The following is a 25,785-nucleotide window of genomic DNA, read 5'->3' as shown; positions in this document are numbered from 1 at the left end:
GGCCTCATGATAGGCCGGGCCTGCGGCTCGCCTCAACTCAAGGGATGAACGGTCATGGCAGCAGAGAAGGTCGCACTCGTCACCGCCGGCGGCAGCGGCATGGGAGCGGGCGCTGCGCGGCGTCTGGCGGCGGACGGCTTCCGCGTCGCGATCCTGTCGTCCTCCGGCAAGGGCGAGGCGCTGGCGGCCGAGCTCGGCGGCCTCGGCGTCACCGGCTCCAACAAGTCGAATGACGATCTGAAGCGTCTCGTCGACGGGGCGCTGGCCAAATGGGGCCGCATCGACGTGCTCGTCAACAGCGCGGGGCACGGGCCGCGCGCGCCGATCACGGAGATCACCGACGAGCAGTGGCACACCGGCCTCGACACCTATCTGCTCAATGTGATCCGTCCGACCCGGCTGGTGACGCCGGTGATGCAGGCGCAGAAGGCCGGCGCCATCATCAACATCTCGACCGCATGGGCATTCGAGCCGAGCGCGATGTTTCCGACCTCCGCGGTGTTCCGCGCAGGCCTTGCCGCCTTCACGAAGATCTTCACCGACGCCCATGCGGCCGACAACATCCGCATGAACAACGTGCTGCCGGGGTGGATCGACAGCCTGCCGCAGCAGGACGCGCGCCGCGACAGCGTGCCGATGCAGCGCTACGGCAAGGTCGAGGAGATCGCCGCGACGATCTCGTTCCTGGCATCCGACGGCGCTGCCTACATCACCGGCCAGAACATCCGCGTCGATGGCGGACTGACGCGCTCGGTCTGAGGCCGCGCGCGGATTCGCTCGCACTTGTCGTGGCGCGCCGACGATTTGCATCGCGCGTCACTGCGGCAGGCGCGATGCGTGGCGCTCAGGTCACACTCGTCACGCGACTTGCGCGATAAGTCACTGATTGCGTCACAGTCCCTACGAACTGCGCAACAGGCCGAGACGCGCGGGCGGTGCTCCGCCTATTCCCCATCTGCGCCGGATGGCTCCCGCCGGCGCGCATCGAAAACGCGAGATCGATCGCGTGGGGGAATGGAGACTGGAATGAAGAAGATTTTGCTGGCGGTCGCATCGCTTGTGCTCGGCACCGCCTCCGTGCAGGCCGCCGACCTCGCGGCGCGCTACACCAAGGCGCCGGTGATGGCGCAGGGCTACGACTGGACCGGCTTCTATGTCGGCGGCACCGTCGGCGGGCAGTGGGGCAGCGCCGATCCCACCACCTCGACCGTATTCTCGCCGACCGGCTATTTCGCCACCACCAGCGTCCCCGCGATCAACACGGTCGGCGCCCAAAGCGTCAACAGCTCCAGCGTCACCGGCGGCTTCACCGCTGGCTACAACTGGCAGATCAACCACGCCGTGCTCGGCCTCGAGGGCGACATCAACTATTTCGGCTTCAAGGGCAGTGCGAGCGGCTCGGCGCTCTATCCCTGCTGCGCGCCGACCGGCTTTACGGTGTCGTCGTCCGTCTCGGCCGACTGGCTCGCGACCATCCGCGGCCGTATCGGCTTCCTCGCGGCTCCGACCTGGCTGCTCTATGCCACGGGCGGTGCGGCCATCGCCGAGGTGAAGGGCAATTTCAACTTCACGGACACCTTCGCGGGCGCGACGGAATCTGCGGCGGTCCGCGATACGCGCGTCGGCTGGACCGCAGGCGTCGGCACCGAATATGCGTTCGGCGGCGGCTGGTCGCTCAAGGCCGAATATCTCCATGTCGATCTCGGCCGGGCCAGCACGACCAGCACGAACCTTGCGGCCTTCGTGCCGGCCATCGCATTCCCGAGCAACGTCTACACCCACTCAGTCGACATCAAGTCGGACATCGTGCGCGTCGGCGTGAACTACAAGTTCGGCGGACCCGTCGTCGCCAGGTACTGAGCTCCATCCCGCTTGCGGATCTGGTGTGGAAAGCCCCGGCCGAGCCGGGGCTTTCTGCTTTTGAGCTCAGCCGCCGTGCGATGCGACCAGATGCGCCAGCGCGGGCAGGATCTTGTAGCGCGCGATCTCGTGCGGATATTCGCCGCGATTGGCGAGCAGCACGATGCCGATCCGCCGCGCCGGCACGAGGCCGAGATAGCCGGAGGCGTTGTTGAGGCCGCCCGGCTTGTCGACGACGGTGACGCCGGGCAGGCGCACGGTCTCCCAGGCCATGCCTTGCCCGAACTTCTCGTCGACGCGGAATGACTCGCGCTGCGTCATCCGCAGCGCCTCGCGCAAATGCGGATCGACCGAGTGGCCGTCGAGACAGGCCGCAACGAAGGTCGAAAGATCCCGCGCAGACGAGAACATCTGGCCGGTGCCGGGAAGGTCAAAATAGCTCTGCTGGTTGCCGATCGGGCCGATCGCTATGCCCTGATCCGAATAGCCCTGGACCACGCGCTGCATCCAGGCCGCCTCCATGACGGCGCGGTTGTCCTCGCCACGCTCGGGCACGAAGGTGGCGGTCATGCCGAGCGGTTTGAGGATGCGCTGCTCGAATAGCGTTGCGATCGGCGTGCGGTAGCAATTTTCGAGCACGAGCTGGAGCAGCACGTAGCCGGCATGGCTGTAGATGCGTTGCTTGCCGGGCTGCTCGCCAGCCTGCGGTTTCCAGGCGTTGAGCATCTCGATGAACTGCGCCCGTGTGAACTGCTCGCTCGGCCAGGGCGGATGATCGGTCGGCAGCAGCAGCCCCGAGGTGTGGGTGACGAGCTCGCCGACAGTGACGCGGCGGATATAGTCGCCATCGAGCTCGGGAAGGTATTTTTGCAGGCGGTCGTCGAGCCGCAGCTCGCCGCGAAGCGTCCCGAGCGCGACCAGCGTCGCCTCGAACGGCTTGCGCAGCGAGGCGAGGTTGAACATCGTGTCCGGCGTCACCGGCCGTCGTGTGGCGTCGTCGGCAAAGCCATAGATGAAGAACTCGACATGGCGGCCGGCATAGAGCGCGGCGGCGAGGCCGCCCGGATGATCTGGCGTTGCGGTCGGCGCCAGCTCGGCGGCGACGATGTCGCGCATCTGCGCGATCATGTCGGAATCCGCGGATGCCTGCCGCGGGCGAAGCGCGATCGCAAGAGGAACGAGCGCAGCCCGGGCGAGCGTTCGCCGGGTGATCGAAGATGAGATGACAATAGGCGGCACGTGCTCTTGATGATTGATGCTTGTGCGCCCCCGACTCTGTTCTAGCGGGGAGGGCGCAAGGTCCCAATTCACGATTGCGCGTTGTGGGTTCCGCATCGAGGGCACGAGGTGTAACTTAGCCGATCAGCTAACAATTGTTGACACCCATCGCTCAAGGTCTTATAGTTAGCTTCATGGCTAACCAATTGAACCGACTCGACCAGGTCTTCGCGGCCCTTGCCGATCCCACGCGGCGGGCGATCGTGATGCGGCTGTGCGCCGGCGAGGCTTCGGTCGGCGAGCTCGCGGATCCCTTCGACATGGCGCTGCCGAGCTTCATGAAACATATCCACGTGCTGGAGACGAGCGGGCTGGTCCAATCCGAGAAATCCGGCCGGGTGCGCACCTGCCGGCTTAGCCCGGACGCACTTGTCGGCGCGGAAGACTGGTTCCAGCAGCAGCGCGCGATCTGGGAGGCGCGGCTCGACCGGTTCGAGGCCTATGTGATGAAGCTGAAGAAGGAGAGGGCGGCCGCCAAGCAGCCGTCGCGGACAATGAAAAAGAAAGGTGCCGAGTCATGACGAATTCTGCCAATCCCGCCCTGTCGCAATGGTCGCTCGACCGCGAGATCGTGATGTCGCGCGTGATCGACGCGCCGCGCGATCTGGTGTTCGAGGCGTGGTCCGACCCGAAGCATCTGCCGCAATGGTTCGGGCCGAAGGGCTTCAAGGTCGAGACCTTCGAGATCGACGTCCGCGTCGGCGGCGTCTGGCGCTTCAACATGATCGGTCCCGACGGCACCGTCTATCCGAACCGGATGCGCTTCCGCCGTATCGAGCGGCCGTCGCTGATGGAGATGGACCACGGTGTCGACCAGGACGACGATCCCGGCATGTTCCGCTTCACCGTCACCTTTGCCGAGCAGAGCAACGGCAAGACGGTGCTGATGATGCGGCAACTGGCTTCGAGCACCGAGCAGCGCGACGGCATGATCGGCTTCGGCGCGGTCGAATACGGCTACCAGACGCTGGACAAGCTGGCGGCGTATGTGGGTGGGATGAAGAGATAAGTCCCCCTCATGATCCCAGGGGCTCCGGATAGGTGTCCCTGGAATCAATTTGAAACGGAGGGAGCGCGGCCGCTTTCGCGATTATGACAGCGCGCAGCGCTATTATGACAGTATCATGACATCGATTTCTATCGCGTCGCGCTACTGAATTATGACAGAATTGCTACCGCTAGATGTCACGTCGATTTAAAGCGGAGCGATTCATCATGTTGCAGTGGCAGGCGCGGTCAAATCCCCTCGCGTGGTGGTGGGGGTCGCTGACGCTCGTCAGTACTGCCAACATTTTCGTCTGGTTCATGCTGTACCGGGAGTTCTACCCGACGGTTGCGGGTAGTATCGGCGGCGGCTCCGACATCGGACTGATGTTCCTGCTCTGCGCCGGCTACGTGTTCGGCTGCGCCTTTCGTTCGGTGCTGCCGCGCGCCGACGTGCAACGCATCTGCCTGTTCGACACCTGGCTGTCGAGCGTCGTCGTCGGCCGCACCGTTGCGACCGTGGCCGAGCTCTGCTTCGTCGCGCAATGGGCGATCATCCTGCATCAGCTGGGTCACATGACCGGCGCGGAAACCGCGGTGAACATCGCGCTCGTGATCGTGCCCATCATCATCATCGCGGAGTGCTTCTCCTGGTACGCGGTGGTGACCACGAACTTCCTCTACAACGCCATCGAGAACTCGCTGTGGGCGGTGACCTTCTTCCTCGCGGGCATCGCGCTATGCCGGCTGATGCCGGAATTCCAGGGCGTGGTGCGCTGGGCGCTGATGTCAGGCATCGTCGGGATCGCCTGCTTCCTCGCCTTCCTCGTCACCGTCGACGTGCCGATGTATCTCAGCCGCTGGCGGGCAGGGCACGCCGAGGGCAACAAGTTCCTCGGCTTCCTCGAAGGCCTGCATGACGTCTCGACGCGATGGGTGGTGACCCACGACATCGCGCACTGGAAGGGCGAGCTGACCTGGATGTTCCTGTATTTCAGTGCAGCCGTCTGGTCGAGCCTTGCGCTCTGCGCGCTCTACGCGATGGAAGGCTATCTGACGCGGTATCTCGCCTGAGCGATCACGCTTCGCCGAGATCGACTTGCGTCAAAAGTCCCTGGCGCAGCGCCAGGCGGACCAGCTCGATGTCGGAGCCGACGCCGAGCTTGTCCTTGATCAGGGAATGCAGGTTCGCCACCGTCTTCGGGCTGACATGCAGCGTCTCCGCGATCTCGTCGGTCGTCCTCTCGGCGAGCAGCAGCCGCAGCACCTCGAACTCGCGCGGCGTCAGCACGTCGGCCGCCGAGCTCTCGCCGGCGAGCCGGCTCAGGGCAAGCTCGTGGTCGATGTCGGGACTGATCGCGATCCTGCCGGCGAGCACGTCCATCACCGCGCGCACCAGCGTCTCGGGCGGGCTGGTCTTGGTGACATAGCCCCTGGCGCCGGCGCGGATCGCCTGCACGGCGAAGCCGGCATTCTGATGCATGGTGAAGACGAGGATCTTTGCACCCTTGTCCCGTTGCCGGATGCGTCTGACGGCCTCGATGCCGCCGATGCCGGGCATGCTCAGGTCCATGATGACGAGATCGGGCGCCTCGGATTTGTACAGCCGGTAGGCCTCCGCGCCGTCAGAGGCTTCTGCGACGACACGCAGGCCCGGCTGCTTCTCGAGCACCGAGCGATAGCCCTCGCGGACGACGGAATGGTCGTCGACCAGCAGGATGGTCGCATCGCCCGCACTCATGCCGCGTGATCCAATAGCTGCCGATCGGCGGCTTCGAGCGGAATGACGACGCGCAGCGCAGTGCCGCCGTTCGGCCCGGCTTCAAAACTCAGCCGGCCGCGCAGCGCGGCGACGCGCTCGCGCATGCCGAGCAGGCCCATGCCCGATTTCGCGGCGGGCTCGTTCGACCGTCCGTCATCGTCGATCGCAAGCGCGATCTCATCGGGTCGCATCGTCAATTCCAGGCTCACCCTGGTGGCGCCGGCGTGCTTGGCGGCGTTGGTGAGGGCCTCCTGCACGATGCGGTAGAGGTTGGCGCTGACCGCGGCCGGCAGGGTCTCGAATGCGCCGTCGAAACGGATCGAAAATCGCGTCTGGCCGCGGCTGCGTCCGTTCCAGCCGGCGACGAGCCCTTCGAGGCTGGCGACGAGCCCGAGCTCCTCGACATCGGGCGGCCGCAGCCGGAACAGTGCACCGCGCAGCGTCTCCATCATGCCGGTTGCGGTCCGCGAAATGCCGTCGCATTCGGACAGCAGGGCCGGGCAGTCCTGCGCGGCGGTTTGGCGGGCCGACGATGCCAGCGCGCGGATGGCGGCCAGCGACTGGCCGAACTCGTCATGCAGCTCGCGGGCGAGATGGCGGCGCTCCTCGTCCTGGAGCGCGATCAGCTTTCGCGTCAGCTCGCTGCGCTCGGCAAGCGCGGTGTCGAGGCTTTCAGCGAGATGGTTGAAGACGTCGCGGATGGCGGAGAGCTCGGCGAGGTCGAAGGGCGGCAGTCGTGTCGTGAGGTCGCCGGCGGCGATGCGTTCGAGACCGGTCCGGATCATGCGGGTCGGGCGCAGTGCGCGCGCCAGTGCCGCGTAGACCAGCACGCAGAGCAGCGGCAATGCGATCGCGAGCGCGAGCATCAAGCGGCCGGCCTCGTGCCAGGCCTCCGCCGTCTGCACCGCCGGATCGACCGACACCACGGTCTCGCCGAGCTTGGTGCCGCGCACGATCACGGGCCGCGCCGCCTCGCGGCCGGGGTCGAACAGGCTGCGGTAGAAGGCGGCGAAGACCTGCGGCGGCGGTTTGGCCGGGGCCGGCGCGCCGCTGCAGAAGCGCTGTTGCATGTCGCCGCCGGGGCCACGGAAGCCCAGGCACAGGCCGGGCGTCATGACGTAGGCGGAAACCGGATCAAGGTTAGGAAAGTCGGAGCGCGGGTTCGCCACCCACTGGACCTTGCCTTGCTGCAGCTCCAGTGATTTCGCCACGATGGCGGCGATGCTGTCGCTGCGCGCATGCGCGGCGCGGTCAGCCGTGACAAGGAAATAGGCGGAGATCGCGGCGAAGCAGGCGGCCGATATGGCGGCCACGTGCAACGTCAGACGGACCTTGAGATCGAATCTCGGACGGTTCCACATCGGGCACCTGATGCGAACGGGTTTGTCGCTTGCGCATTAAACGGCAGAACGCAGGCGGCGGGAAGCGTTCCCGCCGTGCCGCAGTGCAACGTCGTGAAATTTTCCCGGCGTTGGTCGGGACAGTCACGGCTGCGTGGTCTCAGGCTCCCCCGTCAAGATTTACGCGCCGTTCCATCCCACGAGGCATTCATGCACCGCTCCCGGTTGATTCTCGCTGCCATTCTCCTGTTCGTCCTCTCTCATGCGCCGGCCGGTGCCGAGGCCATCGGCGTTGCCATGGACGATTTCAGCTATACCGACACGTCGGCCGAGCCGGCCAACCAGACCGCAGCCCACGAGCGGCGGCTGTCGGCGTTCATGGCTGCGCTCCGGCGGGATGTCAGCGCGGATGGTCGCTACCGGCTGACGCCATCGGCCCAGGACGGAGCAGCGTTCAAGGTCATCGGCGGCATCCAGAAGACCAGCACGCTGGTGCAATGGGCCAAGGTCGCCGTGATCGACGTTGGCGCCAAGAAGCTCGTGATGGACAAGCTCTACACCTTCCGCGGCGACAATGATGAATCCTGGGAGCGCGCCGAGATCTTCGTCTCCCGCGAAGTGATGGCCGCGCTCGCTACGCCCGCGCCAGTCGCGCTGGCGGTGTTCGATTTCGAGCTCGAGGACACCACTGCCGCGTCAGCGGGCGCGTCGGCCACGTCGGATGCGTCATATCTGGCCGAAGTCACCGCCGGTGTGCGCGAGGCGCTCGGCCAGTCCGGCCGCTATCGCGTCGTCGATGTCAGCGGCGAGGCGGGGAAGGTGCAGGCCTTGCGCGACTGTGGCGGCTGCGAGGCCGCGATCGCGCAAAAGCTCGGTGCGGACCAGTCGCTGATCGGTGTGGTGCGGCGGGTCAGCCGCACCGAATACACGCTGGGCTTCCAGCTCCGCGATGCCAACACCGGTGCGGTGCTGGCGCGCGGCGACAGCGGCCTGCGCATGGGCGCAGACTATTCGTGGAAGCGGGGTGCGGTCCGCCTGGTCAGCGACCGGCTGATCGAGAGCCAGGCAAAACCCTAGAAGGTCAGCTGCACCTTCATCGACTGCGAACGGTCGCTGGCGAGTTCGAAGGCGGCGACCGCGTTCTCGAACGGCATGGTCGCCGTGATCAGCGGCTTGACGTCGATCAGGCCTTCGCCCATCAGCCGCACCGCCAGCTCGAACTCGGGATCGAAGCGGAAGGTGCCGCGCAGCTGCAATTCCTTGGCGACGATGGAATTGATCGGCAGCGTCATCTCGCCGCCGAGGCCGAGCTGCACCAGTGTCGCACCGGGCCTGAGCACGTCGAGCGCGGTGCGCAGCGCTGCCTGGTTGCCGGAGGCCTCGAACAGCGTGTCGAACACGCCCTTGCCGGCGCGCCAGGGATCGAGCGCGGTGGCATTGGTCGCGACGTTGATGGCATGCGTGGCGCCGAGCTTTTTGGCAACCGCGAGCGGCGCATCGGCGACATCGGTGACAACGATCTCGGACGCACCGCCAAAGCGCGAGACCAAAATCATCAGCGCGCCGATCGGGCCGCAGCCGGTGATCAGCACGCGCTTGCCGAGCAGGGGACCGGCCTGCTTGCCGGCATGCAGGCACACCGCGAGCGGTTCGGCGACCGCCGCTTCCGCGAGCGAAAGCCTGTCGGCGATCGGCACGGCCTGCGTCGCATCGACCGTGATGAACTCGCGAAATCCGCCCTGCACATGGGGAAAGCGCATCGCGCTGCCGAGGAAGCGCATGTCGAGGCACTGGTTGCGCATGCCTTCCTGGCAATGCAGGCACGCCCCGCACGGCTTGCTCGGATTGACCGCAACGCGGGTGCCGGCCTTCACGCTGGTCACGCCGTCACCGACTGCGGCGACGACGCCGGCGATCTCGTGCCCCAGCGCCATCGGCTGCTGGATCCTCACGACGCCGAAGCCGCCATGATGATAGTAGTGCAGATCGGAGCCGCAGATGCCGCCATTGGCGATCTTGACGCGGACCTCGCCGGGGCCGGGCGCCGGATCGGGGTAGCTGTCGATCCGCAAATCCTTTGGGGCGTGAATGACGACGGCGCGCATGGCTTGCTCCTTCGTTGTCTTGGCGGTCACATCGCGGCGATCATGCCGCCATCGACATAGATGATCTGGCCGTTGACATAGGTGGACGCATCAGAAGCGAGGAAGATCGCCGCGCCGACCAGCTCGTCCGGCTTGCCCCAGCGCTTGGAGGGAATGCGGCCCATCAGCCAGTTGTTGAAATCGGGGTTGTTGACCAGCGCCTCGTTCATGTCGGTGAGCATGTAGCCCGGACCGATCGCATTGGCCTGGATGCCGTGCTGGGCCCATTCCACCGCCATCGAGCGGGTCAGGTTCTTGATGCCGCCCTTGGCGGCGGTGTAGGGCGCGATGGTGGGGCGCGCGAGCTCGCTGCCGAGCGAGCCGATATTGATGATCTTGCCACGCTTGCGCGGGATCATGCGCTTGCCGGCCTCGCGCCCGATCACGAAGGCGCTGGTGAGATCGGTCTCGATGACCTTGCGCCATTCGTCGGTGGTGAACTCCGCCAGCGGCTTGCGGTGCTGGATGCCGGCATTGTTGACGAGGATGTCGACCGCGAGGCCTTCGCGGTCGAAACGCTCGAAGGCGGCAACGATCGCCGGCTCGTCGGTGACGTTGAACGCTGCGCCCTCGGCCTGATGGCCGGCGGCGCGAAATTCTGCGACGGCCTGCTCGACGCGCTTGGGATCGACGCCGTTGATGATGATCTTGGCGCCGGCCTTGGCCATGCCCTCGGCGATGGCGCGGCCGAGGCCGCGGGAGGAGCCGGTCACGAGTGCGGTGCGGCCGGAAAGGTCGAACAGGGCGGTGCTCATCTCAAAAAATCCTCAGACGTTGGAGCGGCGCACGGTGAGATCGGTGCGCTCGAAGACAGCAGGCAGAAGGTCGACGCCAAGGCCGGGGCCTTCCATCGGGAAGACATAGCCGTCCTTGATCACGGGCATCGTGGTGACGAGCTCATTGTACCAGCCCTTGTAGAAGGCGCGTACGGATTCCTGGATCAAGGTGTTGGGCTGGCTGAACGACATGTGGATGGCCGCGATGAAGCCGATCGGGCCAATACAGTCATGAGGAGCAAAAGGCCGGTGATAGGTCTCGGCCATCGCCGCGATCTTGCGGCCCTCGGTGAGGCCGCCGGTCCAGCACAGGTCCGCCATCACCACATGCATGGCGTCGCGGTCGAGCATGTCCTTGTAGGGGAAGCGCGAGCCCAGCGTCTCGCTGGCGCAGACCCAGACGTCGGTGGAGCGGGCATATTCGGCCAGCGCCTGCGGCGAGTTCATCCGGATCGGGTCTTCGTACCAGGTCGGCTTGTAGGGCTCGAGCGCGCGGGCGATCTGCTTGGCGGTCGGCAGATTCCACAGCGAGTGGAGCTCGACCATGATCTCCATCTTGTCGCCGACGGCCTTGCGGATCTTTTCGAACGGCTCGATCGCCTTCTTCATCTGCGCGGCCGTGATGTAGAGGCCCTTGTTTTCCTGCGCCGCCGGATCGAACGGCCAGATCTTCATGGCCGAGATGCCGCTTTCGAGCAGGCTTTCGGCCAGCGCATCGGCGTGGTTCATGAAGCCGTCGAGATCTTCGTAGGGACCTTTGGACGCGCCGAGATTCCAGTTCGCGACCGGGCTGATATTGGTCGAGCGGACATATTGCGTGCCGGCGCAGGTGTTGTAGATGCGCTGCTTGTCGCGGCAGAGGCCGCCGAGCATCTGGTGCACCGGCTGATTGCAGACCTTGCCGAACAGGTCCCACAGCGCGATGTCGATCGCGGAGGCCGCGCGATATTCGACGCCGGTTGAGGACTGCGCCATCGGCAGGTTCAGCATGTCGCGATGGATCGCCTCGATGTGCAGCGGATTGCGGCCGAGCAGGCGGCCGGCAAAGGTGTCGTGGATCTGCGCCTCGACCGCGCCCGCGCCGTAGAAGGTCTCGCCGAGACCGATCAGACCAGTGTCGGTGTGGATACGCACCCAGATGACGTTGGAAAATTCCTCGGTACGCAGCGTCTCGATCGACGTGATCTTCACAGCAACTCTCCTCCCATCGAAAGGCGCTTCGCGCCCGACGTCTCATTTTGCATTGCAGCATGCTGCAGGTCGTGCGGGAGTCTTACGCCTGCTTGTAATATATCACAACATGTTTTAAGGGTGCCACAAACAAGGCGCCACCCTGCAAACGAGAGCGCGGGCTGACGGGAGAGGACGACATGGCACGGCGCAAGCGCGCGCTCGAGGTGGTGAGACACGATGACGGCGAGGGCAGGCCCTCCCGCCGCAACCGTCTCAACTTCTTCGAGCTGGCCTATCAGAGGATCGAGGAACTGCTCGTTCATTGCGAGCTCAAGCCCGGACAATTCATGACGATGCTGGAATTGCAGCAGATCACCGGCTTCGGGCGCACGCCAGTGCATCACGCCGTCAATCGTCTCTCCGCCGATACGCTCATCATCATCCGCCCGCGTCACGGCCTGCATATCGCGCCGATCGATCTCGCGCGCGAGCGCATGCTGCTGGGCCTGCGCCGCGACATGGAGCGTTTTGTCATTCGCCTCGCGGCGGATCGCGCCAGCCTTTCCCACCGCAATCAGGCTCTGCACATCGAGCGTTTGCTGCGCGAACGTCGCTCCAGCCTGACCCTCGACGAATTCAACAGCATTGATCGCCGCATCGATGCACTGGTGCTGGAAGCCGCCGGCGAGCCGTTCCTGGTGCATACGCTGCGGCCGCTGCACACGCTGTATCGCCGCATCGGCTACATCCACCACCGCTTCATGCCGGGGCAGGCCGATCTGTCGGGCACGATCGATCATCATCTCGCCATTCTCAGTGCCGTCGCCAGCCGCCGGGTCGACGAAGCCGTGAAGGCCAGCGATGCACTGATCGATTACATGGGCGAGATGTTCACGGGCATGGAGGCGGGGATCGATCCGCGGCTGCTCGATTGCAGCATCGAGCCGCTGCTCGGCGCGTAGAAGATTTTGAAGAGAGGACCAAACATGCAGACAATGGCCATGCCACAACCGACCGCGAGCGAGGCGGCGGTCCGCTACCTCATTACGAACTACAGCCCCAAGGGCAACAAGGTCGGCTGGCTGATGATGGCCTCGATCCTGGTGGAGGCCTGGGATCTCTACTCGATCGCCTTCGTGCTGATCTTCATCAAGGAGCAGTATAATCCCACCGCGCTGATGCTCGGCCTTGCCGCGGCGGGCACGCAAGGCGGCGCACTCATTGGCGCGCTGCTTGGCGGCTGGCTCTCGGACAAGATCGGCCGCCGCGTCATGTTCCTGGCCACGATGGTGCTGTTCATCGTGCTGGCGCTGGCGCAGGCCTTTGTACCCGATATCACCTGGCTGATCGTGATCCGCTTCCTGCTCGGCATTCCGCTCGGCTCTGATATCTCGACCGGCTACACCTACATCATGGAATCCATGGCCAAGGGTGAACGCGAGGTCATGGGCAACCGCTGGCAGTTCATGTTCGCGGTCGGCGAGGTCCTCACCATCGGCGTCATCGTGATCTTCCTCCTGATCGACATGCAGCACGAGATGCTGTGGCGCGTGACGCTCGGCCTCGGCGCGGTGCCGGCGCTGATCATCCTGATCATGCGCCATGACGTGCCGGAGACGGCGGTGTGGCTGGTGCAGAAGGGGCGCTACCGCGAGGCCAAGCAGGTCGCGCGCGAGATGTTCAACGACAATCTCGACATGCTGCCCGACCAGGACGTCGAGGTGCCGAAGGTCTCGACCCGTGCCTTCCTCGCCGACCTCAAGAAGGACCCGATCCGCTGGCGCGCCACGCTGTATGGCTGGATCGCCTGTTTCGTGCAGGCCAGCGAATTCTCGACCTTCGCGTTCTACCTGCCGGTGCTCTTCGTCATGGTCGGCGTATCGAGCGTGCTCGGCATCAATCTGGTGACGATGGCACTGTTCTCCTTCGCCGCCCTGTCGGGTTGGGTCGGACCGCTGCTGACGCCGAAGATCGGCCACCGCGGCATCTCGATCGCGGGCTTCGCGATCGTGCTGGCCGCGCTGCTGGTCGCGGCCTTCGCGCTCTACACCGACAACAAGATCCTGCTGCCGTTCGCTGCCGCAGCCATGCTGTGGGGCCATTATTGGGACGCGTCGAACTGCATGACGATCCCGACCATGGTCGCCAAGCCGAAATATCGCGGCACCGCCAGCGGCTTCGCCTACATGTTCGTGAAGCTGCCGTCGTTCCTGGCGATCTTCCTGTTTCCGACCGTGTTCGCGGCGATCGGGCAGGCCAATGCCACGCTGATGGTCGCGATCTTTCCGCTGATCGGATTGCTCGCCGCGATCTTCATCTTGCCGGAAGTCTACGGCTACGAGAACGACTGACGCGTTGCCCGGTCGCGGCCTTGTGGCCACGATCGGGCTTCGTCCGCTACGGGCTGAGGAAGACGGGATCGATCCCGGCGCCATGGCCGAGCAGGCCGATCGCCTGAAGCTGGACGCTGTGCAGGTCGATCTGTACGATGGCGAACAGGGTCAGCAGCACCACGACGGAAAAGACGAGCAGGTGATGCGACCTCTCCGCGCGGCCTTCGGCGGGCGCGATGAAGCTCAAGATTTCGCGGCGCAGGGAGAAGCTCTGCGGCAGCGCCTTTGATTGAATCTGCATGATGAACCTTCCTTGCCGCGGCCTATCTGAAGCACGCGGCAAGTGAACTCTAGCCGCAGTCGCGCCGCCGGCATTGATGCACCGCAAATAACCGCGGTTAATTCGCGGCTGCTACCTGATTGCCGCCGCCAGCGCCGCGATCAGAGCGGGCGGCGTCACCAAGATCCCGAGCTTGAGGAACGGCCAGGCGCTGAGCTCGATCTTCTCCCGCCGGAGCGCAACCAGCCAGAGGATGGTGGCGAGGGATCCTGTCACCGACATGTTCGGTCCGAGATCGACGCCGATCAGGATCGCGCTGATGACCGGGGGCGGCAGATGATCGCTGGCGGCAACCGAGCCGGCGATCAGGCCGACTGGAAGATTGTTGGCGATATTGTCGGCGATGGCGGTAGCGATGCCGACGCTCCAGGCGGCGTGGGACACCGATTGTGCGACGGCCTGGTGCAGCAGCGCGGTGAGCTGCCCGATCACGCCGGTCTTGATCAGCGCTTCCACCATGACGAAGAGTCCGCCGACCAGCGGCAGCACGCTCCACGACACGCCCCGCAGCACCGGCAGCGGGGACTGATTGCTGAGCAGCAGCACGAGCGCGGCCGTCACCACGCCGCAGATGAAGGTCGGCAGGCCCAGTTGCTTGTCCAGCGCTGAGGCCGTGACCAGCACGACGCCGATCGCGACGATGCCTATTGCGGTGAGCTTGCCGCCGCGGCCGAGCTTTGGATGCGGCACGCTGCGGGCGATGGTCTCTTCCTTGAGCGTGCGGTGCTGGGTCAGGCGCAGCACGACATAGGTGAGCAGGATCGAGGCCGCCGAGGGCAGGGCGAACAGGCGCAGCCATTCGGTCAAATGCGGCATGCGCGCGCCGAACACGACGAGATTGGCGGGATTGGAGATCGGCAAGACGAAGCTTGCGGCATTGGCAATGAAGGCGCAGACGAAGAGATAAGGCAGCGGTTTCGCGCCGGCCGCGCGCGTCGCCGCATAGACGGCCGGCGTCAGCACGATCGCGGTGGCATCGTTGGACAGCAGAACGGTCACGACCGTGCCGACGATATAGATCAGCAGGAACAGCCGCTGCGGCGACCCATCTGCATATTCCACCGCGAGTGCGGCGAGATAGTCGAACAGGCCCTCGAGCCGGGCGAGTTCGGCGATCAGCATCATGCCGATCAGGAAGAGATAAACGTCGAGGCCCTTCTCGATGCCGGCAAGCGCATCCTGCCACGGAAGCAAACCGAGCAGGACGAGGGCGCCGGCGCCGATGACCGCCCAGATCGCCTCGGGCAGGCGGAAGGGGCGGATGATGACGCCTGCGGTCGCAAGCACAATGATGCTCCAGGCCCAGATGGCGTCAGACGGCACGTTCAGTCCTCAATGTGGAACGGGTTCATTCGGCAGCGATATCCGATGTCGGCGGCGCTGTCTTCCCCTGCGGCCGCAAGGCGCCATGCCGCGTCTCGGGCAGGGCGAGGAGGCAGATGACGGCGCCGATCGCCGCGATCAGACCGAGCGTGATGAAGGCCGCACTGTAGCCCGCGCCGACCACGACGAAGCCGGCGAGCGCTGTCGACAGCGCAGCTCCGATGCCCTGAGCGGTGATGACTGCGCCCTGCGCGATGTTGAAGCGCCCGGTGTTGCGCATGAGGTCGGCGACGATGACGGGGAAGATGGCGCCGAAGATGCCGGCGCCGACGCCGTCAAGAAGCTGCACGCCGACCAGCCAGAACGGATTGTCGGAGAGTGTGTAGAGCGCGCCGCGAACAGGCAGGATCAGGAGTGCCGCGAGGAAGAAGCGCTTGTGTCCCCACCGGTCGGCCCTTGCGCCGACCAGCATCGCGAACGGCACCATCACCAGTTGCGCCGCGACGATGCAGGCCGACATCAGGCTGGTGCCCATGTTCTTGTCCTGGAGTGCGAGCTTCTGCCCGACCAGTGGCAGCATGGCCGCGTTGGAGAGATGGAAGAGCAGGACGCAGATCGCGAACACGAGCAGGGGGCGGCAGGTCAGCAACACGGCGAGGCCCGAGGGTTGCTCGCGCGCGCTGTCGCCGTCGGCATCGTGTAGCCCGCGGGCGAGGTCGTGGTCGATGGCCTGCTCGGGGATGGCGACAATGCTGACGAGGCTTGCGATCGCCATGGCGCCGAGCAGGTAGAACACGACGGTCGGCCCGAACCAATAGGCGGAAAGCCCGGCCAGCGTCGCCGCGACCGCGTTGCCAGCGTGATTGAAGGTCTCGTTACGGCCAATCCGCCGCGTAAAGGCGGCGTGGCCGAAGATGCCGAGCGAGACGGCTGCAATCGCCGGAGGAAAGATCACGGCGGCGGCCTGTGCGATTCCTTGCGAGATTACGACCTGCAGAAAGCCGGGGAACAAAGGCAGCGACAGCGAGGCTGCTGTCACCATGATGGCCGCGACAACCATCACGGCTCGCTTCGCTCGCGTCGCGTCGACCAGCGCGCCGGCCGGCGTTTGCGCCACGATGCCGGCAATGGTCGCGATCGACATCACGAGGCCGATGCGGGCCTCGTCCCAGCGCTGCTCGGTGAGGAGATAGACGGCAAGATAAGGACCGAGCCCGTCGCGGACGTCGGCAAGGAAGAAATTGGCCGCATCCAGCGCACGGCCGGCGCGCCTTGTCTGATCGGGGTCCTGGCTCGACATCGGTGTCTCGATCGAGGTGCGGAAACGTCCGGGCAGAAACGGACGTCGCGGTATCTTTGTTTCGCTTCAGAACTTCACGGCCAGCAGCACCGCGCCGGCGCCGATCATGGCGATGCCGAGCCAGCCCTGGGCCGTCGGCCGCTCGCCGAGAAAGGCGAAGGCGAACAGTGCGACCAGGACGACACTGAGCTTGTCGATTGGCGCGACCAGCGTGGCGGGGCCGAGCTTGAGCGCACGGAAATAGCAGAGCCATGAGGCGCCGGTTGCAAGTCCCGACAACACCAGGAACAGCCAGGTTTTTGAGGAGACCGCCGACGGTACAGTGAATTGTCCGGTGAAGAACAGCAGCACCGAGAAGGCGAGCAGCACCACGATGGTGCGGATGAAGGTGGCGAGATCCGGATTGATGTTCTCGACGCCGACCTTGGCGAAGATCGCGGTCAGCGCCGCAAAGCAGGCGGAAAGAAGCGCCCAGGTCTGCCAGGCGGAGAGGAGGGCGGGTTTCATGGGAGGATATCCGATGCGTTGCCGTGCGGTCGTCGTTATGCGGATAAATGTAGCCTAATTTCCGATGTCGTCCCGGCGAAGGCCGGGACCCATAGCCACGAAAAGGTGTTTGGCGAAGACTGCCAATGACCATCTGGTGTCAAACTTCTTCCTGTGGTTATGGGTCCCCTGAGTTCACAAACGAAGTGCAACACTTCCTGGAGGAGGTGTTGCCATGGGGCGGAGTTACGAGCAGCTATCCCTTGACGATCGATGCGAGATTGCCCGCCTATCGGCCAATGGCAGCTCGGTCCGGCAAATCGCGGCAGCTCTGGATCGCGCGCCATCAACGATATCTCGAGAGCTGAAGCGTAATCGGGGCAAGCAGGTCGGCTACAAAGCTGGCTATGCCGAGCAACGGGCACGAGCGCGGCGCTGGACGGGCTCTCGCCTCGACCGGGAGCCCGGCCTGCGCCGTGCGGTGTTGGAGCGCCTCGGACAGGGCTGGTCGCCCGAGCAGGTCGCAGGCCGGCTCGCCCGCGACCATGGCCGCAAGGTGATCTCTTACGAGACCATCTACCGCTTCATCTACGCCCAGCTCCGCCGCACCTCCGACTACAGCTGGCGCCGCTATCTGCCCCGCGGCAAGAGCAAGCGCGGCTGTCGCGGCAAGAAGGGCGGCAGCCCCGCAAGCTTCATCGAAGGCCGTGTTTCCCTGGCAGAACGGCCCATCGAGGCCGCCAGCCGCAAGGTCCCCGGCCATTGGGAAGCCGACCTGATGATGTTCTCAAAATACGGTCAGGCCGTGCTGACCGTGCATGAGCGCACCTCGCGCCTGCTGCTCGGCATTCGTCTCGCCAGCAAGGTCGCCCGCGGCATCGCGCGCCATCTCGTGCGCTTGTTCGCTGACCTGCCGGAGAGCTTGCGCCAGACCGTCACCTTCGACAATGGCACCGAGTTCGCTCAACACCTGGCCCTGCACCGCCTCTCGATCGAGACCTTCTTCTGCGACCCTCACTCGCCTTGGCAGAAGGGCGGCATCGAGAATGCCATCGGCCGGATGCGGCGCTTCATCCCCCGCAAAACCGATCTTGCCGCCCTGACAAGCCACCGTTTCCGCCGGCTCGTCGCCGCCTACAACAACACCCCACGCAAGTGCCTTGACTTCAGGACCCCGGCAGAGGCCTTCTCCCAAGTGTTGCACTTCGAGTGTGAATCCACCTCCCGGCCTTCGCCGGGACGACGCGGGTAGGTTGTAGCAACGGCAGCGTGATGCGATGAAACGCGGCCGCGCTTACCTTCCCCTAAAATTCGCCGCGCGGCGCTCCTCCGTGGCCTTCACGCCTTCCTTGAAATCCTCCGTCCCCCGCAACCGCGTCTGCTCGGCGAGTTCGTGATTGGTTGCGGCCATGACACGGTCGGCGAGGCCGTTGCGCAACGTGGCGCGGGTCGAGAGCAGGCCGAGCGGGGAGCATTCGGCGATCTCGCCGGCAAGCTTCATCGCGGCCGGCTTCACCTGGTCCTGCGGCACCAGCTCGTTGGCGAGGCCCCATTTGTAGGCCTCTTCGCCGGTGACGCGGCGGCTGGTGTAGAACATCAGCTCGGCGTTGTTCTTGCCGATCAGCTCGGGCAGCGTCACGGTCAGGCCGAAGCCGGGATGGAAGCCGAGTTTTGTGAAATTCGCGGAGAAGCGCGCTTCGGGGCAGGTGACACGGAAATCGGCGGACACCGCGAGGCCCAGGCCGCCCCCGATGGCGGCGCCCTGCACGGCGGCGACGATCGGCTTCTTGGCGCGGAAGATGCGAACGGCCTGGATGTAGAGATGGCTGATCTGGCCGAGATTGTCAGCGGGATCGCCTTTCTTGGCTTGCTCGGCCTCGCGCGCTTCCTGCGCCTGCCGGGCCGGGTCGCCGAAATTGGCGCCGGCGCAGAACGCCTTGCCCTGTGCCGACAGGACCGAAGCGCGGATTTCGATGTCGCGGTCGAACTCGTCGAGCGCATCCGCGATCTGGTTGATCAGCGAGATGTCGAAGAAGTTGAGCGGCGGGCGGCGGATCTCGATGGTGCCGACGTGCCCGATCTTCTCGACGCCGATGTCTTTATACGTGCTCATGATGGTCCTCGATTGAATTAGCGCAAGCCAAGCCCGCGGGCGATGATGCCGCGCAGCACCTCGGTGGTGCCGCCCTGGATGGTGAGTTTCGGTGCGGTCTTGATCGCGAAGTCGAGTTGCCGCTCCAAGGTCTCGCGATTAGTCGCGGTCTCCTCGACGAAGGCCGCGAGGTCGCGCACGCGGTGCGGAAGCTGCTGCTCCCAGACCGTGCCGATGTCCTTGACGATGGACGCCTCCACCACCGGCTCCTTGCCGGCCTGCAGCATGCCGGCAACGGAGACCGACATCCGCCGCATGGTGTGGAGCTGCGCGACCAGCCGGCCGATGCCTTCGGCGCTGCGCGTGTCCGGATTGGGGCCGACCGCGCGCACCAGCTCCGTCAGCACGTAATAAGTCTCGAGGAAGCGCTCGGGACCCGAGCGCTCATAGGCGAGCTCGCTCGTCGCCTGCTTCCAGGCGCCGTCGACCTCGCCCAGCACGTGATCATCAGGGATGAAGTGATCGGTGAAGACGACCTCGTTGAACTCGTACTGTCCGGTGATCTGGCCGATCGGGTTCACCTTGATGCCCGGCTGCTTCATCTTGACCAGAAACTGCGTCAGGCCGTGGCGGCGGTTCTCCTTGGTCGGCGGCGAGGTCCGGAAGATCGCGATCATGTAGTCGGCGATGTGTGCCGACGAGGTCCAGATCTTGGTGCCGTTGATGAGATAGCCGCCGTCGGTCCTGGTCGCGCGCGTCTTCGCCGCGAACAGGTCGGAGCCGGAGTTCGGCTCGCTCATGCCGATGGCGAAGCAGATCTCGCCGCGGCAGATGCGTGGCAGGATCTCCATCTTGATGTGCTCGGGCGCGTATTTCAGCAGCACCGGCCCGCTCTGGCGGTCGGCGACGAAGAAGCGCCGCGTCGGCGCATTGGCGACGCGCATCTCCTCGGTCACCACATAGCGTTCGAGGAAGGAGCGCTCCTGGCCGCCATATTTTTTCGGCCAGGTCATGCCCAGCCAACCCTTGGCGCCGACCCGGCGGGAAAATTCCGGCGCGTCGGTGTCCTCGCGGTTGGGCTTGTTCGGATCGAAGGTGCCGGCGGCGATTTCTTCGGCGAGGAAGGCGCGCACTTCCTTGCGCAGTTGCTCGCACTTTTCGGGCAGGCGGATCGGATCGAAACGGAGGGCAGCGGTCATTGTTGTCTCGTCTCCTGATCAGCGCGACGCCACGAGCGGCCATAATTCATCGGCGCCTCTGCTGGCGACCAGCTTGCCGAGCTCGACGGCCCAATGGCTTTCCGAGCCGAAATCGTCGCGCCAGGCCAGCGCACGCAGCGAGTAGCGGTGCAGGATGTGCTCCATGGTGAAGCCGATCGCGCCATGGACCTGATGCGCGATGCCGCCGCCTTTTTCGGCGGCTTCCGCGCAGCGGATCTTTGCGGAGGCAGCTTCGAGATAGATCTCGTCGTTGAACGATTTTGCATTCGCGATGGCGTCGGCCGCGGAGGTTGCGGCCGCAAGCGCCGCGGCGGACTCGCCGGCAAGGCGCGCGAGATTGTGCTGCACGGCCTGGAATTTCGAGATCTTCTTCTCGAAGGCGACACGCTCGTTGGAGTAGCGGACGGAAATGTCGAGCATCGATTCCAGCGCGCCGGCGATCTGAAGGCTGCGCGCGACGCCGCCCATCAGCATCATCGTGGTCTGGTCGAAGCCCCTGGGCGCCGGTTTGATCGAGACGGGCTGCACCTTGTCCAGCGTGACGGTGTCGCTGTGGTCGTAGCCGACATTGAGGCCGGATTCGATCCGCCCCTTGCTCGCATCGACCAGCGCGATGACCGCGCCGTCCTTGCCGTGCGCCAGCACGGCAAAATGTTTCGCCGCCTTGGCGAAGGGTACGCCGCGGGCGCGGCCGGAGAGCGCGCCGTCGGCATCGAGGGTGATACGATCCTTCGGGCTCGCCGGCACGACCGTCATCTCGCCTTCGGGCGAGGCGACCTTCGCCTGTGCGAGCAGCCAGCCTGCGAGCATGGTCTCGGCGAAGGGAACCGCGACGGCGAAGCGGCCGGCGGCGTTCAGCAGTGCAAAGCCGTCGGCAAGGCTCGCGCCGGAGCCGCCGAGATCGTCAGGCACCCAAGCCAGCGGCAGGCCGGCTTCGCTCAGCGCCTGCCACAGCGGCGCCTGCCACGAATTGTTCCTGTCGTTGTTGATGGTTTGCGGATCGGCGAGATCGGCGAAGATTTTCTCCGCGGTCTCGACGACGATATTGTCACTCTCCGCCACAGCGTTCCCCGTATTTTGCAATTGGCGCGTCGGGCCTGATGAGCGCGGTGCGCAGGTTCTTCTTGCGCCCGATGATCGGAAAAAGCCATGGCCCTGACAAGCGTTGATCGCAGGTCCATCTGCGGCGCAGGCATGGGGCCGAGAGCCGGTCTGGACTAATTCCGCTTAGCGGAGTTTGCTCGATTTGCAGGGCGCGGCAAACTCGCTAAACAAGGCGCCGGCAATTTACAAAGGGAAGGAAATACCGGATGGCAAAGGACGGCTTGTGCGCAATCGTGACGGGGTCCGCATCCGGTCTCGGAGCTGCGACCGCTGAAATTCTCGCGCGGAGCGGGGCGCGGCTCGTCATCAACTATTCGTCCAGCCAGAAGGAGGCCGAAGCCACCGCGGAAGTCTGCCGCAAGGCGGGCGCGGCGGAGGTGCTGGTTGCGCAGGGCGACGTCTCGAAGGACGAGGATTGCCGCAAGATCGTCGCGGCCGCCAGCGGCTGGGGCCGCCTCGACATCCTCGTCAACAATGCCGGCATCACCAAGCATGTCGCCCATGCCGATCTCGACGGCTTGTCGGCGGAGGATTTCCAGCGCCTCTACGGCGTCAACACCATCGGCCCGTTCCAGATGGTGCGCGCGGCGCGCAGCCTGCTCGAGGTTGGTGCGAAGGCTTCGGGGCGTCCGTCGGCGGTGGTGAACGTGTCCTCGGTCGCCGGCATCAGCGGCGTCGGCTCGTCGATCGCCTATGCCGCCAGCAAGGGCGCGCTCAACACCATGACCTTGTCGCTGTCGCGGGCGCTGGCGCCGCTGATCCGCGTCAACACGGTGTGCCCCGGCTATATCGACACGCCCTGGTTCACCAAGGGCCGTGGCGAGGCCGGCGCCAAGCAGGTGCGCGACAGCGTGGTGGCGAAGGTGCCGCTCAAGGTCGCATCAAGCGCCGACGACATCGCCCAGCTCGTCTGCTTCCTCGCAATGCCGGCCTCCAGCAACATGACCGGCGAGGTCGTGCGCATGGATGCGGGGATGCATTTGATTACGTGAGATGCTCCGCTAGTGCGGCAAATACAAGTGTCGTCCCGGCCCCGTGCGCAATTGCGCAACTAGGCCGGGACGACACCGAGTTTCTTGGCAGGCGCCATCGCAAGCGACGACGCGCTACCCTTTTATCACCCCGCTCGCGACCAGCCGGTGCCAGATGAACAGCACCACCACCGCGCCGATCGTGGCCATGATGAAGCCGGCGCCCTGGTCGGGGCTGTAATGACCGATGGCCTGGCCGATGAAGGTCGCCAGAAACGCACCCGCAATGCCGAGGATGGTGGTGAGGATGAAGCCGCTCGGATTGTTCGGCCCCGGCGCGAGCCAGCGCGCGATGAGGCCGGCGATGAAGCCGACGATGATGATCCACAACAGGCCGCCGAAACTCATGACCGTGCTCCCCTTGCCTAGAATTCGTTGAGCGTGATCCGGAAAAGTCTGCAGCGGTTTTCCGAGCGGATCACGCTCAAACTGAGCTGAAGACTTCTGCTAAATCCTGCCCGAGATTTCATTCTCGGTCGGCAGCCGTCCGTCCGGCGTCAGATGATCGACCACCTGCGGCAGATACTGGCTGAGACCGGAGAGCAGCTCCTCGCGCGATAGGCCGCTCTGGGCGGACAGGCTTTGGATCTGGTCGGCGCCAAGCGCGCTGGCGAGATCGCCGGGCGCGATCGCCTTGTTCTCGCCCTTGCCAACCCAGGAATTCGCGGCCTCGCCCTGGCCGCCCTGCTGGAGCTGCTTGAGGAGATCGCCGAGCCCGCCGCTCAGCACGGTGCCGGCCGCGCCACCGGCGAGCAGGCCGCCGAGGCCGCCCTTGAGCAGATCGCTGAGGCCGCCGCTGTCGCCGGGAAGCGCGGCGTTGCCGGTATTGACGGGCGTCGGAGGCGGCAGCGGTGAGCGCTGCTGCGGGGCAGGCGTCGCGTCGGGCTGGCCCGCCGTCAGATGCTTGAAGGCCTTCCAGGCGATCAGGCCTAGCAGCGCCATGGTCATCGGCGACATGCCGCCGGAGGATTGCTCTGAGCTTGGCGTGCTCTGGCCGCGGGGGCCGTTCTGCATGCCGTTGAGGACATCGAGTAGACCCATGGTACTCTCCTTTGGCGTCTCGTTCGGCGAGCGCTCGCCGCTGACTGCCCCCCGGGCGAAAACATATGGGGCTCTCATGACGGTTACAAGGCGGATGCGTCGCAACCATTGGGCAGGCGGCGCTGCCTCTGCTATCGAAGCGGGACGTTAAGGAGAATGAGGTGGTTACGGATCGACCCATCGTGGTGGCCGGGGCGGGCGCCATCGGCTGTTTCGTCGGCGGCATGCTGGCAGCGGCCGGCCGCCGCGTCGCGCTCCTGGTGCGGCCGCGGGTGAAGACCGAGATCGAGCGGTTCGGCCTGCGGCTCACCGATTTCGACGGGGCCGAGAAGAAGCTCGGTGCCGGCCAGCTCGCGCTCTCGGAAGACCCTTCCATCTTCCACAGCGCCGGCATTGTGCTTGTCACGGTGAAGAGCGCCGACACCGCCGATGTCGCGGACCAGATCGCGCAGCATGCGCCGCAGGACGCCGTCATCGTCTCGCTTCAGAACGGGATCGGCAATGTCGCGGTGCTGCGCGAGCGCCTCGGCGGCCGGCCGGTGCTCGCCGGCATGGTGCCGTTCAACGTGGTCGCGATGGGCGAGGGGCGCTTCCACCGCTCGAGCTCCGGCGACATCCATGTCGGAGCAGACGCTACAAACACCGCCGGGGCGCTCTCGGTGCCCGGCCTCAACGTGCATGCGAGCGGTGACATCACCGGCGTGCAATGGGGCAAGCTGATCATCAATCTGAACAACGCGCTCAGCGCGCTGTCCGACCTGCCGCTCGCCGCGCAACTGGCAAGCCGCGACTGGCGAAGATTGTTCGCCGACCAGATGACGGAGGGGCTGGCCGCGCTGCGGGCCGCCGGCATCGCGCCGGTGTCGTCGACGCCGATCCCGATGAACTGGTCTCCGACCTTGCTGCGGCTGCCCGACATGATCTTCAACGCGATCCTCGGACGCACGATGAAGATCGATCCCGAGGCGCGCTCCTCGATGTGGCAGGATCTGAAGCAGGGCCGCAAGACCGAGATCGACTATCTCCAGGGCGCAGTCATCGCGCTGGCCGAGCGGAACAATGTCGCCGTGCCGCTGATGCGCCGCATTGTTGCGTTGATCAGGGAGGCTGAACGCGCCGGCAAGGGCCCGCCCGGGCTGTCGCCGCAGCAGATTCGCGGGTAGCGCTTGAGCCCGCCACGCGATGGGAGAGCGTGATGAAACGTAGCTTGATGGTTGGGTTCGCGCTGGCCGCGCTCTGCGGCACATCGACGCTCGCGTACGCCAGGCCGCCGACGGTCATGACCTCGCCCGGCTATGACAGGCGATTGCAGGAGAGCAGGTCGCAGCTGGGTAGTTCGCCGACGGTAACGGCGCCTGCGACTGTGCCGGTGGTCAAACCGAAGCACAGAGAAAAGAAGCATCCGAACTGAAGCCACACGCTTCGCCGGGACGACAGCGGAGTTTGTGGTAACAGCGGAACGAAAGCAGTGAAACTCAGCCCTTCTTCGCCGGCTTGCTCGGCGCCGGGTTGAACAGCTTCTTGATTTCGTTCAGGCCTTCCGACAGCCGCGGCCATTCGCAGGAGAACGAGCCTTTGGTGCAGGGCGCGCCCTTCGGGCGCTGGCCGACGCTCTGCTGCACCTTCGGCCGCTCGACCGGCACCGGCACGCGCTCGGTCTCGGTTCGCAGCGCGATCTGCTGAAGCTGCTGGACCTGTTGCTCTTGCTGCTCGCGCTGCTGGCGGGCCGTGGCCTGGGCCGCTTCATTGCTGCGCCGCTGATTGGCGAGGTAGGCGGTATAGGTTTCGTCGATCTTCCTCTGCTCCTCCGGCGTCGGATTGGGACCTGCGATGTCGAAGGTGCGGTCCTGGAGGAAATCGTAATAGGTGTAGCCGCCGCCCGGCTTGCGGCGGCCGGCGAACTTGGCGTTGCAGTCGGCGAGCGCGGATGTCTTCTCGGCCTTGGTTGCGGCCTTCTCGGCGGCATCGGCGCATTCCTCGAAGTCGATGGGCGCGCGTTTCCACCATTGCGCCTGGGCATGCGACTGCGTCAGCAGAAAAATTCCTGCTGCGGCAATGAGAAGCGCCGCACGACGCGATGCAACGACAACCGACATTTTACGAGGGCATTCCTTACACGACTCAACTCGAACCGAGTCGGGCCAGATTTTTGCCCCTTTATCGCCGGCTTGTCACCCATGGAACCCGGGAATTTCATG

General features: G+C 65.3%; 28 protein-coding genes. 12 read left to right on the top strand and 16 right to left on the bottom strand.

Annotated features, from left to right (window positions below; translation table 11 throughout):
• Positions 1-54: 54 nt before the first annotated feature.
• Both JQ603_RS31735 and JQ603_RS31730 read left to right on the top strand, forming a co-directional pair.
• Positions 55-759, top strand: a complete 705-nt coding sequence (locus tag JQ603_RS31735; protein ID WP_212345769.1) for an SDR family oxidoreductase — start codon at positions 55-57, stop codon at positions 757-759.
• Between the two features lie 267 nt (positions 760-1,026).
• Positions 1,027-1,860: an outer membrane protein gene (locus tag JQ603_RS31730; protein ID WP_212345765.1), complete on the top strand. Its 834-nt coding sequence runs from the start codon at positions 1,027-1,029 to the stop codon at positions 1,858-1,860.
• A 66-nt stretch (positions 1,861-1,926) separates the two neighbouring features.
• Here the strand turns inward: JQ603_RS31730 and JQ603_RS31725 are convergent, their stop codons facing one another.
• Positions 1,927-2,988, bottom strand: a complete 1,062-nt coding sequence (locus JQ603_RS31725) for a serine hydrolase (protein ID WP_212345762.1) — start codon at positions 2,986-2,988, stop codon at positions 1,927-1,929.
• A 284-nt stretch (positions 2,989-3,272) separates the two neighbouring features.
• On the opposite strand from JQ603_RS31725, the gene JQ603_RS31720 reads away from it, so the two are divergent.
• The 3 genes from JQ603_RS31720 to JQ603_RS31710 all read left to right on the top strand — a co-directional run bounded on the left by JQ603_RS31720 (position 3,273) and on the right by JQ603_RS31710 (position 5,196).
• Entirely contained in the window at positions 3,273-3,659 is a 387-nt protein-coding gene (locus JQ603_RS31720; RefSeq protein WP_212345759.1) for an ArsR/SmtB family transcription factor, read from the top strand.
• Positions 3,656-4,147: an SRPBCC family protein gene (locus JQ603_RS31715; RefSeq protein ID WP_212345758.1), complete on the top strand. Its 492-nt coding sequence runs from the start codon at positions 3,656-3,658 to the stop codon at positions 4,145-4,147. Before JQ603_RS31720 ends, JQ603_RS31715 begins: the two co-directional genes overlap by 4 nt.
• 206 nt (positions 4,148-4,353) lie before the next feature.
• Complete coding sequence (locus JQ603_RS31710; RefSeq protein WP_212345756.1) at positions 4,354-5,196, top strand: hypothetical protein; 843 nt, start codon at positions 4,354-4,356, stop codon at positions 5,194-5,196.
• 4 nt (positions 5,197-5,200) lie between these two features.
• On the opposite strand, the gene JQ603_RS31705 is transcribed toward JQ603_RS31710, so the two are convergent.
• A complete protein-coding gene (locus JQ603_RS31705; RefSeq protein ID WP_183245131.1) occupies positions 5,201-5,863 on the bottom strand; it encodes a response regulator in 663 nt (220 codons plus the stop codon).
• Positions 5,860-7,245 carry a sensor histidine kinase gene (locus JQ603_RS31700; RefSeq protein WP_212345754.1) on the bottom strand — a complete coding sequence of 462 codons (1,386 nt, stop codon included), beginning with the start codon at positions 7,243-7,245 and terminating at the stop codon, positions 5,860-5,862. The genes JQ603_RS31705 and JQ603_RS31700 overlap by 4 nt, the downstream gene beginning before the upstream one ends.
• A 189-nt stretch (positions 7,246-7,434) precedes the next feature.
• Here JQ603_RS31700 and JQ603_RS31695 point away from each other — a divergent pair, with 189 nt between their 5' ends.
• Entirely contained in the window at positions 7,435-8,301 is an 867-nt protein-coding gene (locus JQ603_RS31695; RefSeq protein ID WP_212345752.1) for a DUF3280 domain-containing protein, read from the top strand.
• Here JQ603_RS31695 and JQ603_RS31690 read toward each other — a convergent pair.
• The 3 genes from JQ603_RS31690 to JQ603_RS31680 are packed head-to-tail and all read right to left on the bottom strand — an operon-like array spanning position 8,298 to position 11,335.
• Positions 8,298-9,329, bottom strand: a complete 1,032-nt coding sequence (locus tag JQ603_RS31690) for an L-idonate 5-dehydrogenase (protein WP_212345750.1) — start codon at positions 9,327-9,329, stop codon at positions 8,298-8,300. The genes JQ603_RS31695 and JQ603_RS31690 overlap by 4 nt on opposite strands.
• Positions 9,330-9,355: 26 nt before the next feature.
• Positions 9,356-10,123 (bottom strand): SDR family oxidoreductase, encoded by a 768-nt coding sequence (locus tag JQ603_RS31685; RefSeq protein WP_212345747.1) that lies wholly within the window; start codon positions 10,121-10,123, stop codon positions 9,356-9,358.
• Between the two features lie 12 nt (positions 10,124-10,135).
• Positions 10,136-11,335, bottom strand: coding sequence for a mandelate racemase/muconate lactonizing enzyme family protein (locus tag JQ603_RS31680; protein ID WP_212345744.1), 1,200 nt, complete (start codon positions 11,333-11,335; stop codon positions 10,136-10,138).
• Between the two features lie 179 nt (positions 11,336-11,514).
• On the opposite strand from JQ603_RS31680, the gene JQ603_RS31675 reads away from it, so the two are divergent.
• Positions 11,515-12,279, top strand: coding sequence for a GntR family transcriptional regulator (locus JQ603_RS31675; RefSeq protein ID WP_212345741.1), 765 nt, complete (start codon positions 11,515-11,517; stop codon positions 12,277-12,279).
• A 24-nt stretch (positions 12,280-12,303) separates the two neighbouring features.
• A complete protein-coding gene (locus JQ603_RS31670; protein WP_212345739.1) occupies positions 12,304-13,668 on the top strand; it encodes an MFS transporter in 1,365 nt (454 codons plus the stop codon).
• 46 nt (positions 13,669-13,714) lie between these two features.
• Here the strand turns inward: JQ603_RS31670 and JQ603_RS31665 are convergent, their stop codons facing one another.
• From JQ603_RS31665 to JQ603_RS31650, 4 genes are all read right to left on the bottom strand, one after another.
• Positions 13,715-13,951: a hypothetical protein gene (locus JQ603_RS31665; protein WP_212345737.1), complete on the bottom strand. Its 237-nt coding sequence runs from the start codon at positions 13,949-13,951 to the stop codon at positions 13,715-13,717.
• A gap of 111 nt (positions 13,952-14,062) precedes the next feature.
• Entirely contained in the window at positions 14,063-15,313 is a 1,251-nt protein-coding gene (locus JQ603_RS31660; RefSeq protein WP_212345735.1) for an arsenic transporter, read from the bottom strand.
• Between the two features lie 25 nt (positions 15,314-15,338).
• Entirely contained in the window at positions 15,339-16,613 is a 1,275-nt protein-coding gene (locus JQ603_RS31655; RefSeq protein WP_212345733.1) for an MFS transporter, read from the bottom strand.
• Between the two features lie 66 nt (positions 16,614-16,679).
• The gene (locus JQ603_RS31650) at positions 16,680-17,120 is read right to left on the bottom strand and encodes an EamA family transporter (RefSeq protein ID WP_212345731.1); all 441 of its coding nucleotides are present in this window, start codon (positions 17,118-17,120) and stop codon (positions 16,680-16,682) included.
• Positions 17,121-17,334: 214 nt separating this feature from the next.
• Between JQ603_RS31650 and JQ603_RS31645 the strand changes: the two genes are divergently transcribed.
• The gene (locus tag JQ603_RS31645) at positions 17,335-18,351 is read left to right on the top strand and encodes an IS30 family transposase (RefSeq protein WP_212345730.1); all 1,017 of its coding nucleotides are present in this window, start codon (positions 17,335-17,337) and stop codon (positions 18,349-18,351) included.
• 42 nt (positions 18,352-18,393) lie between these two features.
• Here JQ603_RS31645 and JQ603_RS31640 read toward each other — a convergent pair whose 3' ends face one another.
• From JQ603_RS31640 to JQ603_RS31630, 3 genes are read right to left on the bottom strand one after another with little or no spacing between them, the layout of a single operon-like run.
• Positions 18,394-19,212 (bottom strand): enoyl-CoA hydratase/isomerase family protein, encoded by an 819-nt coding sequence (locus JQ603_RS31640; RefSeq protein WP_212345727.1) that lies wholly within the window; start codon positions 19,210-19,212, stop codon positions 18,394-18,396.
• Between the two features lie 17 nt (positions 19,213-19,229).
• Positions 19,230-20,390, bottom strand: coding sequence for an acyl-CoA dehydrogenase family protein (locus JQ603_RS31635; protein ID WP_211404341.1), 1,161 nt, complete (start codon positions 20,388-20,390; stop codon positions 19,230-19,232).
• A gap of 18 nt (positions 20,391-20,408) precedes the next feature.
• The gene (locus tag JQ603_RS31630; RefSeq protein ID WP_212345725.1) at positions 20,409-21,473 is read right to left on the bottom strand and encodes an acyl-CoA dehydrogenase family protein; all 1,065 of its coding nucleotides are present in this window, start codon (positions 21,471-21,473) and stop codon (positions 20,409-20,411) included.
• 248 nt (positions 21,474-21,721) lie between these two features.
• Between JQ603_RS31630 and JQ603_RS31625 the strand changes: the two genes are divergently transcribed.
• Positions 21,722-22,507 carry an SDR family NAD(P)-dependent oxidoreductase gene (locus tag JQ603_RS31625; protein ID WP_212345723.1) on the top strand — a complete coding sequence of 262 codons (786 nt, stop codon included), beginning with the start codon at positions 21,722-21,724 and terminating at the stop codon, positions 22,505-22,507.
• A gap of 114 nt (positions 22,508-22,621) precedes the next feature.
• Here the strand turns inward: JQ603_RS31625 and JQ603_RS31620 are convergent, their stop codons facing one another.
• Both JQ603_RS31620 and JQ603_RS31615 read right to left on the bottom strand, forming a co-directional pair.
• Entirely contained in the window at positions 22,622-22,894 is a 273-nt protein-coding gene (locus tag JQ603_RS31620; protein ID WP_063692953.1) for a GlsB/YeaQ/YmgE family stress response membrane protein, read from the bottom strand.
• A 99-nt stretch (positions 22,895-22,993) separates the two neighbouring features.
• Positions 22,994-23,587 carry a YidB family protein gene (locus JQ603_RS31615; protein WP_212345720.1) on the bottom strand — a complete coding sequence of 198 codons (594 nt, stop codon included), beginning with the start codon at positions 23,585-23,587 and terminating at the stop codon, positions 22,994-22,996.
• 161 nt (positions 23,588-23,748) lie between these two features.
• On the opposite strand from JQ603_RS31615, the gene JQ603_RS31610 reads away from it, so the two are divergent.
• Positions 23,749-24,750: a 2-dehydropantoate 2-reductase gene (locus tag JQ603_RS31610; protein ID WP_212345717.1), complete on the top strand. Its 1,002-nt coding sequence runs from the start codon at positions 23,749-23,751 to the stop codon at positions 24,748-24,750.
• A gap of 32 nt (positions 24,751-24,782) precedes the next feature.
• Positions 24,783-24,998, top strand: a complete 216-nt coding sequence (locus tag JQ603_RS31605) for a hypothetical protein (protein WP_212345714.1) — start codon at positions 24,783-24,785, stop codon at positions 24,996-24,998.
• Between the two features lie 64 nt (positions 24,999-25,062).
• On the opposite strand, the gene JQ603_RS31600 is transcribed toward JQ603_RS31605, so the two are convergent.
• The gene (locus tag JQ603_RS31600) at positions 25,063-25,683 is read right to left on the bottom strand and encodes a hypothetical protein (RefSeq protein WP_212345711.1); all 621 of its coding nucleotides are present in this window, start codon (positions 25,681-25,683) and stop codon (positions 25,063-25,065) included.
• Between the last annotated feature and the right edge of the window lie 102 nt (positions 25,684-25,785).

This window comes from Bradyrhizobium liaoningense, assembly GCF_018130825.1.
Classification (GTDB): domain Bacteria; phylum Pseudomonadota; class Alphaproteobacteria; order Rhizobiales; family Xanthobacteraceae; genus Bradyrhizobium; species Bradyrhizobium liaoningense_B.
The sequence above is the reverse complement of the archived record's forward strand: the minus strand, read 5'-3'. Positions and strand labels throughout refer to the sequence as shown.

Bases quoted from the DNA above. Each gene is read 5' to 3' on its own strand.
- JQ603_RS31620 (WP_063692953.1), bottom strand. From the start codon at position 22,894: ATGAGTTTCGGCGGCCTGTTGTGGATCATCATCGTCGGCTTCATCGCC.
- JQ603_RS31600 (WP_212345711.1), bottom strand. From the start codon at position 25,683: ATGTCGGTTGTCGTTGCATCGCGTCGTGCGGCGCTTCTCATTGCCGCA.
- JQ603_RS31715 (WP_212345758.1), top strand. From the start codon at position 3,656: ATGACGAATTCTGCCAATCCCGCCCTGTCGCAATGGTCGCTCGACCGC.
- JQ603_RS31635 (WP_211404341.1), bottom strand. From the start codon at position 20,390: ATGACCGCTGCCCTCCGTTTCGATCCGATCCGCCTGCCCGAAAAGTGC.
- JQ603_RS31705 (WP_183245131.1), bottom strand. From the start codon at position 5,863: ATGAGTGCGGGCGATGCGACCATCCTGCTGGTCGACGACCATTCCGTC.
- JQ603_RS31675 (WP_212345741.1), top strand. From the start codon at position 11,515: ATGGCACGGCGCAAGCGCGCGCTCGAGGTGGTGAGACACGATGACGGC.
- JQ603_RS31645 (WP_212345730.1), top strand. From the start codon at position 17,335: ATGGGGCGGAGTTACGAGCAGCTATCCCTTGACGATCGATGCGAGATT.
- JQ603_RS31655 (WP_212345733.1), bottom strand. From the start codon at position 16,613: ATGTCGAGCCAGGACCCCGATCAGACAAGGCGCGCCGGCCGTGCGCTG.
- JQ603_RS31720 (WP_212345759.1), top strand. From the start codon at position 3,273: ATGGCTAACCAATTGAACCGACTCGACCAGGTCTTCGCGGCCCTTGCC.
- JQ603_RS31625 (WP_212345723.1), top strand. From the start codon at position 21,722: ATGGCAAAGGACGGCTTGTGCGCAATCGTGACGGGGTCCGCATCCGGT.
- JQ603_RS31690 (WP_212345750.1), bottom strand. From the start codon at position 9,329: ATGCGCGCCGTCGTCATTCACGCCCCAAAGGATTTGCGGATCGACAGC.
- JQ603_RS31650 (WP_212345731.1), bottom strand. From the start codon at position 17,120: ATGAAACCCGCCCTCCTCTCCGCCTGGCAGACCTGGGCGCTTCTTTCC.
- JQ603_RS31710 (WP_212345756.1), top strand. From the start codon at position 4,354: ATGTTGCAGTGGCAGGCGCGGTCAAATCCCCTCGCGTGGTGGTGGGGG.
- JQ603_RS31725 (WP_212345762.1), bottom strand. From the start codon at position 2,988: ATGATCGCGCAGATGCGCGACATCGTCGCCGCCGAGCTGGCGCCGACC.
- JQ603_RS31730 (WP_212345765.1), top strand. From the start codon at position 1,027: ATGAAGAAGATTTTGCTGGCGGTCGCATCGCTTGTGCTCGGCACCGCC.
- JQ603_RS31700 (WP_212345754.1), bottom strand. From the start codon at position 7,245: ATGTGGAACCGTCCGAGATTCGATCTCAAGGTCCGTCTGACGTTGCAC.
- JQ603_RS31735 (WP_212345769.1), top strand. From the start codon at position 55: ATGGCAGCAGAGAAGGTCGCACTCGTCACCGCCGGCGGCAGCGGCATG.
- JQ603_RS31670 (WP_212345739.1), top strand. From the start codon at position 12,304: ATGCAGACAATGGCCATGCCACAACCGACCGCGAGCGAGGCGGCGGTC.
- JQ603_RS31665 (WP_212345737.1), bottom strand. From the start codon at position 13,951: ATGCAGATTCAATCAAAGGCGCTGCCGCAGAGCTTCTCCCTGCGCCGC.
- JQ603_RS31605 (WP_212345714.1), top strand. From the start codon at position 24,783: ATGAAACGTAGCTTGATGGTTGGGTTCGCGCTGGCCGCGCTCTGCGGC.
- JQ603_RS31685 (WP_212345747.1), bottom strand. From the start codon at position 10,123: ATGAGCACCGCCCTGTTCGACCTTTCCGGCCGCACCGCACTCGTGACC.
- JQ603_RS31695 (WP_212345752.1), top strand. From the start codon at position 7,435: ATGCACCGCTCCCGGTTGATTCTCGCTGCCATTCTCCTGTTCGTCCTC.
- JQ603_RS31640 (WP_212345727.1), bottom strand. From the start codon at position 19,212: ATGAGCACGTATAAAGACATCGGCGTCGAGAAGATCGGGCACGTCGGC.
- JQ603_RS31615 (WP_212345720.1), bottom strand. From the start codon at position 23,587: ATGGGTCTACTCGATGTCCTCAACGGCATGCAGAACGGCCCCCGCGGC.